8 protein-coding genes and 1 rRNA gene are annotated in these 12,631 nt (G+C 62.2%); 2 read left to right on the forward strand and 7 right to left on the reverse strand.

Annotated elements, in window-relative coordinates; all coding sequences use genetic code 11:
- A 16S ribosomal RNA gene (locus BMYO_RS08145) occupies positions 1–274 on the reverse strand; the annotation flags it as partial.
- A gap of 545 nt (positions 275–819) precedes the next feature.
- On the opposite strand from BMYO_RS08145, the gene BMYO_RS08155 reads away from it, so the two are divergent.
- On the forward strand, positions 820–1,575 hold the full coding sequence (locus tag BMYO_RS08155; protein WP_094668000.1) for a Sir2 family NAD-dependent protein deacetylase: 756 nt from the start codon (positions 820–822) through the stop codon (positions 1,573–1,575).
- A gap of 233 nt (positions 1,576–1,808) precedes the next feature.
- On the opposite strand, the gene ilvA is transcribed toward BMYO_RS08155, so the two are convergent.
- The 5 genes from ilvA to BMYO_RS08180 form a co-directional block, all read right to left on the reverse strand.
- On the reverse strand, positions 1,809–3,074 hold the full coding sequence (gene ilvA / locus BMYO_RS08160) for a threonine ammonia-lyase (RefSeq protein ID WP_094668001.1): 1,266 nt from the start codon (positions 3,072–3,074) through the stop codon (positions 1,809–1,811).
- A gap of 302 nt (positions 3,075–3,376) precedes the next feature.
- Positions 3,377–5,197: a glycoside hydrolase family 13 protein gene (locus BMYO_RS08165; RefSeq protein WP_094668002.1), complete on the reverse strand. Its 1,821-nt coding sequence runs from the start codon at positions 5,195–5,197 to the stop codon at positions 3,377–3,379.
- Between the two features lie 355 nt (positions 5,198–5,552).
- A complete protein-coding gene (locus tag BMYO_RS08170) occupies positions 5,553–6,437 on the reverse strand; it encodes a carbohydrate ABC transporter permease (RefSeq protein ID WP_094668003.1) in 885 nt (294 codons plus the stop codon).
- Between the two features lie 21 nt (positions 6,438–6,458).
- Positions 6,459–7,397, reverse strand: coding sequence for a carbohydrate ABC transporter permease (locus BMYO_RS08175; protein ID WP_094668004.1), 939 nt, complete (start codon positions 7,395–7,397; stop codon positions 6,459–6,461).
- A gap of 22 nt (positions 7,398–7,419) precedes the next feature.
- Positions 7,420–8,706 carry an ABC transporter substrate-binding protein gene (locus BMYO_RS08180; protein WP_094668005.1) on the reverse strand — a complete coding sequence of 429 codons (1,287 nt, stop codon included), beginning with the start codon at positions 8,704–8,706 and terminating at the stop codon, positions 7,420–7,422.
- 179 nt (positions 8,707–8,885) lie between these two features.
- On the opposite strand from BMYO_RS08180, the gene BMYO_RS08185 reads away from it, so the two are divergent.
- A complete protein-coding gene (locus BMYO_RS08185) occupies positions 8,886–10,094 on the forward strand; it encodes an ROK family protein (RefSeq protein ID WP_094668006.1) in 1,209 nt (402 codons plus the stop codon).
- Positions 10,095–10,148: 54 nt separating this feature from the next.
- Here BMYO_RS08185 and BMYO_RS08190 read toward each other — a convergent pair whose 3' ends face one another.
- The gene (locus BMYO_RS08190) at positions 10,149–12,452 is read right to left on the reverse strand and encodes an alpha-galactosidase (protein ID WP_094668007.1); all 2,304 of its coding nucleotides are present in this window, start codon (positions 12,450–12,452) and stop codon (positions 10,149–10,151) included.
- Positions 12,453–12,631 lie beyond the last annotated feature (179 nt).

The following is a 12,631-nucleotide window of genomic DNA, read 5'->3' on the forward strand; positions in this document are numbered from 1 at the left end:
AGGCTCGGTGGGCCATCACCCCGCCGACTACCTGATAGGACGCGACCCCATCCCATACCGGAAAAACCTTTCCCGCACCACCATGCAGCAGTGCGGAGCATGCGGCATTACCACCCGTTTCCAGGAGCTATTCCGCAGTACAGGGCAGGTCGGTCACGCATTACTCACCCGTTCGCCACTCTCACCCCGGCCGAAACCAGGGATCCCGTTCGACTTGCATGTGTTAAGCACGCCGCCAGCGTTCATCCTGAGCCAGAATCGAACCCTCCACAAAAAAACCTTCATGAAGAAAGCCCGAAAAACAGACTCTCAAAACAAAAAAGACGAGAAAAATCCTTTATAAGGAAAAAGGACCTCTCACACAAAACCCCATCACCATTCAACCATCTCTCAGGCACCCACCAGAAAACCAGCAGGCAGGCAATGGACTGGCAATCATTGACTATAAAGAAGTAGTACAAACACGCTCTTGAGTTCTCAAACCACCACCACACAAGCAACCCAAGCCCCAACCAAACACAAGGAAGAAACCCGAACCGCTCAGCGGCAACAGATGAATAACCTACACCCAAACACGCATCCACGCAAACCAGAGCGCGCAAAAACCCAAGGAAACGGCATAATAGCGCGCCTCCCTCGGCGTGTCGCACAAGGCGCATTTTTCGCATTTCCGCCTTGCTAATCACCACAATACGCTTCAGAAGAGTTCCGAACAGCAGCGAATCCGCTATACGGCGGGCGTGTCGCGAACGAGGAAGAACCTCAGCACATCATCATCACGCCAAATGTCGTTCACCGAAAGCGGGTATACCTGTAGTCATGACGAAGAAAATCGCTATATTGACCGGCGCCGGCATCTCCACGTCCGCCGGCATCCCCGACTTCCGCGGCCCGGACGGTGTGTGGACTAAACACCCCGACCAGATGAGCGTCTATGACATCGACCTGTTCCTGACCAATAAGGAGGATCGCGAATACTCCTGGCGCTGGCAGAAGGAATCTCCCGTATGGAATGCGCAGCCGGGCGCCGCACACAAGGCACTCGTCAAGCTGGAGAAGGCCGGCATGCTCACGCTGCTGGCCACGCAGAATTTCGATGCGTTGCATGAAAAGGCCGGCAACAGCCCGGATCTCATCGTCAATCTGCATGGCACCATCGGCACATCGCATTGCATGAAATGCCATCAGGAATACGACACCGCCGACATCATGGCGCGACTGGATGAGGAGCCGGACCCGCATTGCCATCGCAAGCTCAAGTACCGCGGCGACATGCCATGCAACGGCATCATCAAGACGGATGTGGTGTATTTCGGCGAAGCATTGCCGGACGGTGCAATGGAGAAGTCCTACGAACGCGCCACCAAGGCGGACGAGCTGTGGGTCATCGGCTCGACGCTTGAGGTGTTCCCGGCGGCGAGCATCGTGCCGGTGGCCGCGCAGGCCGGAGTGCCGATCACCATCATGAACATGGGACGTACGCAATACGACCGGTTGGCCACACGCCTCATCCATGAGGACATCGCCGTGGCGCTGCCCAAGCTCGTGGACGAGACTATCGCGGAGAACAGCTGACACAACTGCTTGGGGCAACGGCCGAAGGGGAGCCATAATCCTGTTCGCGACATACTCAAGGCATCGGCTTGCGCCGGTCTTCGCAGCAAGCCGCTCACCTCGCCTATGGAAAACCCTTGGGCTTTCCATTTCACGGCTCAGCAGCCAAGCCTACGGTCGCGAACAGGATTAGGGCGCCCCTTCTCAGTTCCAGCGAATAGTTACGTCAGTGTTCTCTACGCAAAAAGCGCAAATCAGTAGATGCGCTTGGGCTGGAATCCGGCCTCACGCAAGGCCGCAAGAATGCGGTCGATATGGTCGGGGCCGTTGGTCTCCACCGTGACACCCAACGACACCGCATTGGTGTAATGGCCGGACGCCTTGAACTGGTCATGGTCAAGCTGAATGACGTTGGCCCGCTGCTCGGCCAGCAACGTGGCCACCTTGACCAGCTGGCCCGGGATATCCGGCAACTCGACCTCAAAGTTCATGATGCGGCCACGGGCGATCATGCCCTTCTGGATGACCGCGCCCATGGTCACGGTGTCGATGTTGCCGCCGGACATGATCGGCACCACCACATGCGGGCCTCCGGCCGCGGCGAACTTGCGCGAGCGCAGGTTCAGGTGCTCCAGCGCCGCCAAGGACACGGCTCCAGCGGCCTCGACCACCAACTTGTGCTTTTCGAGCATGAGCAGGATCATCTCGTTGATGTCGCGCTCGGAAACGGTCACGAGATCGTCCAGGAACTCGTTGAGCAGTGCGAACGGCAGGTCGCCCGGATGCTTGACGGCGACGCCTTCCGCGGACGTGACCACCTGATCGGCCGGGGAGACATGACCGGAGGTCAGCGAGTCCTTCCATGCCGGAGAGCCTTCCGGAATCGCGCCGATCACGCGGACTTCCGGCTTGAAGGTCTTGATGGCCAGAGCAACGCCGGCACCGAGGCCGCCACCGCCCAGCGGCACCACCACATCGGTGACGTTCGGCACATCCTCCAAAATCTCAAGGCCGATGGTGCCTTGACCGCAGATGACCTCATAATCATCGAACGGCGGCACATAGATCATGCCCTGGGTTTCGGCGAGTTCGGCGGCATGGGCGGCCGCTTCGTCGAACACATCGCCGTACAGCACCACATCGGCACCGTAGGCCTTGGTGGCATCCACCTTGAGCGGAGGAGTGATGGTCGGCATGCAGATGGTGGCTTTGGCGCCACGCTCCCGCGCCGCATAGGCCACACCCTGCGCGTGGTTGCCGGCGGATGCGGTGACGATGCCACGGGCCAACTGCTCCTCGGACAAGGATGCGATCTTGTTGTAGGCACCGCGAATCTTGAACGATCCGGTGACCTGCAGATTCTCAGGCTTGAGCAGAATCTCATGGCCGGTCATCTCGCTCAGGACCGGAGAGGGAATGATCTCCGTGTGACGGGCCGTGCCCTTGAGACGCTTGGCGGCGAGCTTCAGTTCCGCTGCATGATCGCGTTGCAGCGCCTTCAAAACATCCTTTTGTTCCATAGTGAGCATTGTAAGACCGTGACTGGCCGCAAAGCGCGGGTATCTCGCTTACGAGGGGTACATCTTTGCGGTAGCGGACAGCTATCTGCGTTGCAAGGGGTACCTCGACACGGAAAACCCGAGTAGAAACGTTGCCATTAAGCCGTTCATACTCGGGTTTTCGCAGATAAGGTACCCCTTGCAACGCAGATAGCTGTCCGGAAAAGCGGAAATGTACCCCTTGCAAGCGAGATAGGGGAATCGCCGGCTCACGGAAGCTGCATATGCTGTCGACTGGAGGGGAGCCCGTCCGCGTTCGCCGCTTACAGCTGGATGACAGCGGCCTCCCACGGGTCGAGCTCGCGATTGGCCAGAGACACCACCGTGTGCGAGGCGTCGTAATTGGTGATGACCACATCCGGCTCGGCGACCCCGGAAGCGATCACAGCGGCGGATTCGCGGGGCAGATCGACGGTACGGCCGGACATGTTGACGACCACCAGCAGCCGTTCGCGGCCCAGCGAGCGGGTGAAGGCGTAGACATGCTCGTCATCCGCATCCAGCAGCTGCCACGCGCCGGCGGCGATCACAGGACGCTCGTGTCGAAGTGCGATAAGACGCTTGTAGAACGAGTACACCGAATCCGGGTCGTCGAATTCGCCGGCCGCATTGATCTCGGCATGATTTGGGTTCACCGAAATCCAAGGCTCGGTCTCGGCATCCGGCGCGGTGAAGCCGGCGTAGGCGGAGCCGTCCCACTGCATCGGCGTACGCGAATTGTCGCGGCCGCGCGCGGCCAGACCGGCCATCATCGACTCGGGGGTCTGCACCTTGGCCTCTTCGACGCGCTGACGATAGGCGTTGAGCGATTCCAGGTCGCGGTACTGGTCGAGACGGGTGAAGTGCGCATCGGTCATGCCGAGCTCCTCGCCCTGATAGACGTATGGGGTGCCGCGGTGCATGTGCAGCATGAGGCCCAGAGCCTTGGCCGAACGCACACGGTTCTCCTCGTTGGAGTCGTCTCCCCAGCGGGAGACCACACGCGGCTGATCATGGTTTCCGGTGAACAGGCTCGCCCAGCCCGCATCTGCCACGGCGGTCTGATAGCCGGCCATGATGGACTTGAGCTTCGGCAGGTCCAGCGGCAGCGGCTTCCACTTGACGCCTTCGCAATCGAAATCGACGTGCTCGAAGAGGAACAGCATGTCGAGTTCGCCGTTGGCCGGATCGGTGATGTGCTCGTCGCGCGCAGGAGTGATGCCAGGGGCCTCACCCACCGTGAGGAAGCCCTCGCGCCCCTCGAACACCTCACGACGCATTTCGGCGAGGAATTCGTCCTGACGCGGGCCGTCCGCGCAGAACGGATTCGGGTTGGAGTACCCCTCCTCGCCCACAGGCAAATCCTCGAGTTCACTACCGGCCTCGCCGGGCAGCTTGCCATTGGCATCGGTGCGCTTGGAAATCAGCGTGATGACGTCCATGCGGAAGCCGTCAACGCCGCGGTCGAGCCACCAGTTCATCATGTCGTACACCGCGCGGCGTACATCCGGGTTCTCCCAGTTGAGATCCGGCTGCTTCTTCGAGAACTGGTGGAGGTAGTACTCGCCGCGCTCGGGGCAGTACTCCCACGCCGAGCCGCCGAAGTAGGAACCCCACTGGTTCGGCTCCGCGCCCGGCGTGCCCGGCTCGTGGCCCGGACGGGCAGGACGCCACCAGTACCAGTCAGCGTGCGGGTCGTCCTTGCTCTTGGACGCCTCGAACCAGGCGTGCTCGTCGGAGGTGTGGTTGACGACCAGGTCCATCACAATCTTCAGGCCGCGCTTGTGGGCCTCGGCGAGCAGCTCGTCCATGTCCTCCAGCGTGCCGAACAGGGGGTCGATGTCCCAGTAGTCGGAGATGTCGTAGCCGTTGTCGTCCTGCGGGGACTTGTAGACCGGGGAGAGCCACAGCACGTCCACGCCCAGGTCGGCGAGGTAGTCCAGGCGGCTGGTGATGCCCTTGAGGTCGCCGAAACCGTCGCCGTTGGTGTCCTGGAAGGAGCGCGGGTAGATCTGGTAGACCACCGCGTTCGACCACCACGGGTTCGGGGTCGCGCCGTTGGTGCGGATGGAATCGGGAAGCAGCGGACGATTGAATGCCGTCATCATAGGTTCCTTTCGTTGCAAACGTTGCAAACGTCGTTGTTGCTTGGTTTGGATATACGAATATTGAAACAGCCCGATGGTTTTATTCCCATCGGGCTGTTCAGCGGGCGTGGCGGAAAGTAATTACGGGGTACTGGTACGGAGGCATTGCGCTGAGGGGAGCCTTCAAACAGGCCATCGGACTGTTTATTTGACGGCGTCCTGCAATTACGGACTCGCCTATGGCGAGGCTCAATGTCACCTCGCGAGTTCGCGGTCTATCGACCGCCCGAGTCGGGCAACAGCCCACTGGGCTGTTGCCTTAATCGACTCGTCTCGCTCGGCGCTGTGAAGTAGTGCAGCGCCGAGCGCTGCACTACTTCACAGCGCCCCTCATCACACCACCGACGACCCACTTTTGGGCGAAGATGTAGACGATGAGGATCGGGGCCATGGCCATGAGGTAGCTGGAGAAGGCCATCGGGTAGTTGGTGGCGAACTGCGAACTGAACACGTACTGGGCCAGCGGGATGGTCTGGTTCGTCTGGTCCGTGAGCACGATCAACGGCAGGAGGAAGTCGTTCCAAGCCCACAGCGCGGTCAGGATGGCGATAGTGGCGTTGATCGGGCTCATCAGCGGGAAGATGATGGTCCAGAAGATGCGCCATGTGGACGCGCCGTCGATGCGTGCCGCCTCCTCCAGCGATACCGGAATCGAGCGGATGAAACCGGTGGCGATGAACAGGTTGGTGCCCAGACCGAGCACGGTGTACAGGATGATCAGACCGAACTGGTTGTCCAGATGCAGCGAGCCCATCTGCTTGGCGATCGGCAGCATGACCACCGGGAACGGCACGAACATGGCGGCGATGAAGAAGTAGTACAGGAAGCGGAAGAACCGCTTGTCCATGTTGCGGGCCACCGCGTAGGCCACGAAGGTGTTGGTCAGCAGGGTGAGCACCACGGCCACGACCGTGATGATCGCCGAGTTGAGTGCGGCCTTCGGGTAGTTGACCTTGGCGGAGGCATCGGCGAAGTTATGCCATTCCCAACTGGCGGGCAGGGCGAACGTACCGGCCTCGGCCGGGGTTTTCAGCGCAGTGACGATGGTGAAGTAGAGCGGCACCAGAATCGTCAACGACAGCACGGCCACGGCGGCGGTCAGCCACCAGTTGATGTTGCGGTCCTTGCGGTACTTGACGGGCGCGGCCTTGGCGGAAGCGCCGGACTTGGACGGCGAAGCGAGAGTTGCGGTAGTCATTGGTCTTTCCTCTCCCCGAAATCAGATCTGTTCCTGGCTGCGGGAGATGCGCAGCTGAATGAAGGCGATAACCGCCAGCACGATGAAGAAGAGCACGGCGTTCGCGGTCTGGTAGGCGTATTCGCCGCCGGTCAGGCCGCCCTTCCAAATGAGGTAGGTGACCGTCTCGGTGGCGGAGTTCGGACCGCCTTCGGTCAAGGCCACGACCTGATCGAACGTGCCGAGCGCGTTCTTCATGGACAGCACGAGGTTGATGGTGAAGAACGGTCCGATGAGCGGGAAGGTGATCTTCCAGAACTTCTGCCATGCGTTGACGCCGTCGATGGCGGCGGCCTCGTAGATCTCGTCGTCGATGGTCTGCAGGCCGGCGAGGTAGATGAGCACGGAGTAGGCCACGCCCTGCCACACGGCGAGGAAGACGATCGGAATCCAGCTCAGCTGCTCGTTGGTCAGCAGCGACGTGGACAGCCATTCGATGCCGAGCGCTTTGCCAAGCTCGGGCAGCGGGTTCATGAAGATGTACTTGAACACGTAGCCGATGACCAGCACGGACAGGGTGTAGGGCACGAAGAAGATGGCGCGGAAGCCGTTCTTGAAGGCGATCTTCGAGTTCAGCAGCACCGACAGGAACAGGGCGATCACGTTGATGAGCACAGTAATGGCGATGGCGATAAGCAGCGTGAACAGGTAGGCGTGGCCCACACGGTTGTCCTGGAACAGGGCGATGTAGTTATTGAAGCCGATGAACTTGTAGTCGCCGTAGCCCTGGGAGTTGGTGAAGGAGTACTTCACACCGTCGAGGAACGGCAGGTACAGGAAGAAGGCGAAGATGATCGCCGCCGGGACCGCCATCCAGTAGTAGGCGGGATCGACCTTGCGCTTGGAGAAGGTGGCCACCTTCCTCTTGGCCGGCTTGGCGGCCTTGTGCGATGCGGGCTGACCGATGGTTGCGTTGGACATTATTGTTCTCCTCTCCTGCTCGTCACTCGAAGGTCCTGGCCTGGACCTTGTCCCATTCGGTCTGCATCTGGCTCAGGAAACGGTCGGTGTTCCCGGAGGTCACCATGGTCTGCAGATAGCCGCCGATGTTGATGGACGAGGGGATGTAGTGGTCGCAGAAGTCGGCCAGACGGTTTTCCTTGAAGAATGGGCGCACGGTCTCCAGCGCTTCGTTGCCGAAGTACGTGTCCTTGAGCGGGGTGATGGCGGACTGGGCATCGGCGTAGGCGTCGAGCTGTTCCTTCTGCATCATGAACTCGACGAGCTTCATCGCCTCGTCCTTGTGCTTGGTGTTGGCGCCGATGGTGAGCATCACGTCATCGCCGGCGGTGAGGATCTGCTCGTCGGCGTCATCGGAGGCCGGCATCTGCGCGAAGCCGAGGTTGATGTCCTTGTTAATGAGCAGGATCTGCGGGATGGCGTAGGTACCGAGCGGGATGATCGCGGCCTTGCCCTGGGCGAAGCTCTGCGTGCCCTGCTGGTAGGTGACGCCAGTGTCGGCGGTGGAGTAGGTGAAGAGCTCGGCCTCCTTCTCGACCGTGGTCTTCCACAGCTCCTGGAATGTGGTCTTGCCCTGCTTCAGCTCGGTGTACTTGGTTTCGGGCACGAGCGTGCCGGCGAGCGAGGCGAGCGGGGCCTGCGTGGTCCACGCGTCCGCCACGGTGCCTTGAATCGGATTGATGCCGGCGTCCTTGAACGTGTTGAGCATGTCCGTGAACTCGGTCCAAGTGGCGGGTGGGTTCTCCGGGTCGAGGCCGACCTGCTTGAACAGGTCCTTGTTGTAGATGTATCCGGAGGCGTTGCCGGCAAACGGCAGTCCGTACAGACGCTTCTTGGCCGGATCGGTGGTCTGGACCAGGTTCTTGGCGATCTGGACCATGCCCGGATTGAGCTCGTTGACGATGTCCTCGTTGGTGAAGTCGTAGAACACGCCGGATGCGGCGAACATGCCGAAGCTGATGTCGCCGTTGAAGGTGATGACGTCCGGCACGCGGTTCTTCACGAAACGGGTGCGCAGGTCGGTCTGGGCGTTGGCGGAGTTGTTGATATTGACCTTGATGGTCGGGTTCTGCTTCTCGAAGTCCTGAATGATGCCCTTGAAGGTATCGGCGGCCTCGGATTTGAACTGGAAGAAGTCCAGCGTGACGGTGCCGGCGGTGCTGGAACCGCAGCCGGCCAGACCAAGCCCCACGGCGAGCGCGCACGCCGTTGCGGCTACGCGCATGCCCAGACGCTTCAGTCTGGTCGAGTTGGTGGAATCTGACAGCATATGTGACTCCTTTATCTTTCCTTCCAACCTCCGGCCCCTATGCCGGTAGGTTCTTTCCACGGTGTCCAAGGTACCGTTTCGTCCATTTCATTCCCAGTGCCAGCGAGCCTGCTTGCGCTGGCAATTAAAAACGCGGTATTTTGTGATTAACGCAATTAATACTTTCGCAAAGGGGCGTGATGGCTGATTCCAATGCGATTCCGCAGTGGTTTTCCGGATCGGAGCATACGCATCGGGTGGCCGCGGCCGTGGCCCAGTACGGGCCGATCGCACGCACTACACTGGCCCAGATGCTGGGGCTGAGTCAGGGGGCGTTGTCCCGGATCACCAGCGATCTCATCTACGCGGGCGTGATCGAGGAAATGCCTGCCGTCTCCGGCGCCTCCGGTAAGCTGCCGGAGCGATTCACGCCCAAGGAGAGCTCCGACCGACGTGGCAGGCCGCAGACGGCGCTCATCCTGTGCGCGAACGCACGCACATTCGTGGGCGTCAAGGTGCATGGCACGTCCATCGTGTCCGCGGCGGTGAACGCGCATGGCGAGGTGGTCTCCGGGCGTCACGAGGCGCCCATCGGCGAGGACCAGTCACCGGAATATGTGACCGAGGCGATCGCCCGGCTCGTGTCCGCGTGCGCAAACGACGTGATGGCTGCCGGACTGCCCTCCCCCACTGCCGTTGGCGTGGCGGTCGGCGGCCATGTGGTCGACGATTCGACGGTGACGTTCGCCCCCTTCCTGCACTGGGAGAGCGCGGTCGACTTGGGGGCGATGGTCGGGCAGGCCACCGGGCTGCCGTGCGGCGTGTTCAACGATATCGACTCGTTGCTGGTGGACGCCTCCTGGTTCGGCCCCGGCGTGGGACTGGACATGTTCGCCGTGGTCACCATCGGCGTGGGCGTGGGCTATTCGCTGGCGGTGCATGGCGAGCCGGTGACCTATCCGGACAAAAGTTACGGGCTGGTGGGGCATGTGCTGGTCGATCCGGAAGGGCCGCGCTGCACCAGCGGCCATATCGGCTGCTCGCAGTGCCTGACCGACGATTCCATCGCGGAACAGTACTCCGCGATTGTGGGCCGTCCGGTGACGTTCGAGGATTTCGCGCGTGACGCCCGCTCCCGCGTGCCGCAGGCCACGCAGCTGGTGAATCGCACCTGTTTCCGGCTGGGCGCACTGGTTTCCACCGTGGCGAACATCGCGATGCCCGGGCATGTGATGATCGCCGGAGAATCGGCGTTCCTGGCCAAGCTGGGCACCGATTCGCTGCGCGACGGCATCCGCTTCTATCGGCACAGCCAAGCCCAGCCGGTGAAGTTCACCATTATGAACCACGACTGGCAGCTGTGGGCCAAGGCCGCCGCGAGCCGTGTGATCGTGAAGCACATCGGGTAGTTAGAGCGGCTGGACTGGCGCGGGGCTAGGGCGGACTGAGGGGAGCCCAGCGGCCTATTCAGCGACTGCCTTCAGAAGGACGGCCTGCTGGGGGTGGAGGGACGGCGGGCGGATGCCGTAACGGTCCAGAGCCTCGCCGGTCATGACCACACCGTCCTCGTTCCACCAGCCGAGCGGGCTCTGACCGTTAGCCAGACCGGTCAGGTCAAGGCTGGGGTCGAGCGGGCTCACACGATAGGTGCGGTCAGGGTCGAGACCCGGCAGCCGCACGGGCGCGGCCGGATAGGTCTGACCCGTGACGAGCTGGGTGAAGCGGTAGATCGCGGCGTCACGACTGGGCATCACCATGCCGTCGAGTCGCACGGCCGGATCGTTGGCGTCGGCATGCACGCAGGTGTCGATGGCGAACCAGTCGCGGTGCTTCTTGAACTCAGCCACCCACACGGCCAGCTTGGCGAGCGCATCCTCAGGCTCCTTCAGCAGGTTCCATTCGATGCCCATATGACCGAAGAACGCCATGGCCATGCGCAGCTCCTGGCTGGTGGCTCGCTGCGTGGAGTGCGCCGGGCTGGCGCCGACGTGCTCGCCCATCATGGCCGGGGGCACGAGCAGCGACGTGTAGCGCTGAATGTCCGCGCGCTCGACCGGGTCCACACAATCGGAGGCCCAGATGCGGTCGGCATATTCCAGGATGCCGAGGTCCACGCGGCCGCCGCCGGAGGAGCAGCTTTCGATCTCGAGACCGGGATGGCCGGTCTTGAGTCCCTTGAAGATCTCGTAGACCGCCAAGGTCTGCGCATGCACGGCCGGACGTCCGGAACGACGGGATGCGGCTTCGGTGACGAGCTTGTTGTGATCCCACTTGATGTAGTCGATGCCGAGCTCGCCCACCAGAGCGTCCATGGCATTGAAGATGTACTCGAACGCTTCGGGATTCGTGAGGTCCAGCACCTGCTGGCTGCGGCCCTGCATCGGCAGACGGCCGGCGGTGGGGGCCAGAATCCAGTCGGGATGCTCACGGGCGACATCGGAATCGGGATTGACCATCTCCGGCTCGAACCACAGGCCGAACTGCATGTCCTTGCCGTGCACGTAGTCGGCGAGCGCCTTGAGCGACTTCGGCCCATCGGGCCAGACCTCCTGCGCGATCTGCCAATCACCCAGACCGGACGTGTCGTCGCGACGGGAGCCGAACCAGCCGTCATCCACCACGAACCGTTCCACGCCGGACGCGGCGGCCTTGTCGGCGAGCGCCTTGAGCGTATCGAAATCGTGCTGGAAGTACACGGCCTCCCAGGTGTTGAGAATCACCGGGCGTCCCTTCGCGAACAGGCGCGGGTGGCGGGAGCGGACGTAGGCGTGGAAGCGCGCGGCGATTTCGTTGAGTCCGTCGCCGAAGGAACCGAACAGCCACGGGGTTTCGTAGGAGCTCTCGCCCTCGCCCTGCGCCGCAAGCGTCACTTCGCCGCCGAGCAGCAGTTCGCCGCCGCCGATGACACCCTGCGTGTACGGCAGACGTTCGGCGGACAGCACGGAGTTGCCGCTCCAGCCCACATGCACCGAGTACGCCTCGCCGTGTTCGAACCCGAAGCCGGGCACACCGGCGGTGAGCAGCAGGCTGGCGTCGAAGTCCGGACGCCCGGCGAGCTGCGGCTTCTCGAAACGGCCGACGGTCAGGGGCTGACGCTGCGGGCTGCGTTCGCGCAGATGATGTCCGGTGGTGGTGAGGATTTCGCCGGCGATTTCGGGCACGGGGAATCCGAGTTCGATCTTGCCGACCTCGAGCGCCGGCTGATCGCCGCCGAACAGGTTGGTGACGATGGCCTTCTGCCGGGCCAGACCACCGGGCAGCAGCTCCAGTCGCCATTCGATGCCGAGGCCCTGTTCCTCGTCCCGCGCGGTGACGGACACGCCGGGCACGCGGACCGGGCCGGTGGTGCGGGCATGACCGGCTACATCCGTGTACTGGTCGGCGGTGGCGGCGTCCAGCGAAGCGGCCACGACGCCCTCGGCCTGCACATCGGTCACGGTGAATTTGGGGAACAGTTCGATGCCGTCGCGACGCAACACCACGCGAGGCTCGCCGATCCAGCTCTCCGCCTGGGTGGGCAGGACGCTGGGCCATGCGGTCTCATCGAGGGCGCCGGAGACGCGCTGGGGCTTCAGGGCATCGTAGGCGGCGAGCAGCGTCTTCGGGTCGGCGAGGGGGCGTCCCCAATGGACGATACGTGGAAGTTCGTCGCCGGCGAAGATCAGGCCGAGCGCGGCGTCGGCTGCTGTTTGGGCCAGATACACGGCGGTCAGCGGCGTGCCGTCCGCGGCGACTCCGGTGAAAGTGAGGGTTTCGTTCTCGGCCATGATGGTTCCTGTCTCCTTTGACTGTGACTCTTACGTGATCTTGACGACGGTTTTCCTGATTCCGATGGTAGGAAAAACGGAATATGTTGACTCGTCGCCGCGTGTTGGCGGGACCGGGTAAGAAAATGTCCCGCTTCGGCAGCTGAACGACAACGCCATCATGGGGCCGGCACCCAGTC

Source organism: Bifidobacterium myosotis, from assembly GCF_002259745.1.
In the GTDB taxonomy this organism is placed as follows: Bacteria; Actinomycetota; Actinomycetes; order Actinomycetales; family Bifidobacteriaceae; genus Bifidobacterium; species Bifidobacterium myosotis.

What these genes read in the sequence shown, in the direction of transcription:
- BMYO_RS08165 (WP_094668002.1), bottom strand. Translation starts at nt 5,197, where the DNA reads ATGACGGCATTCAATCGTCCGCTGCTTCCCGATTCCATCCGCACCAAC.
- BMYO_RS08190 (WP_094668007.1), bottom strand. Translation starts at nt 12,452, where the DNA reads ATGGCCGAGAACGAAACCCTCACTTTCACCGGAGTCGCCGCGGACGGC.
- BMYO_RS08185 (WP_094668006.1), top strand. Translation starts at nt 8,886, where the DNA reads ATGGCTGATTCCAATGCGATTCCGCAGTGGTTTTCCGGATCGGAGCAT.
- ilvA (WP_094668001.1), bottom strand. Translation starts at nt 3,074, where the DNA reads ATGGAACAAAAGGATGTTTTGAAGGCGCTGCAACGCGATCATGCAGCG.
- BMYO_RS08175 (WP_094668004.1), bottom strand. Translation starts at nt 7,397, where the DNA reads ATGTCCAACGCAACCATCGGTCAGCCCGCATCGCACAAGGCCGCCAAG.
- BMYO_RS08170 (WP_094668003.1), bottom strand. Translation starts at nt 6,437, where the DNA reads ATGACTACCGCAACTCTCGCTTCGCCGTCCAAGTCCGGCGCTTCCGCC.
- BMYO_RS08180 (WP_094668005.1), bottom strand. Translation starts at nt 8,706, where the DNA reads ATGCTGTCAGATTCCACCAACTCGACCAGACTGAAGCGTCTGGGCATG.
- BMYO_RS08155 (WP_094668000.1), top strand. Translation starts at nt 820, where the DNA reads ATGACGAAGAAAATCGCTATATTGACCGGCGCCGGCATCTCCACGTCC.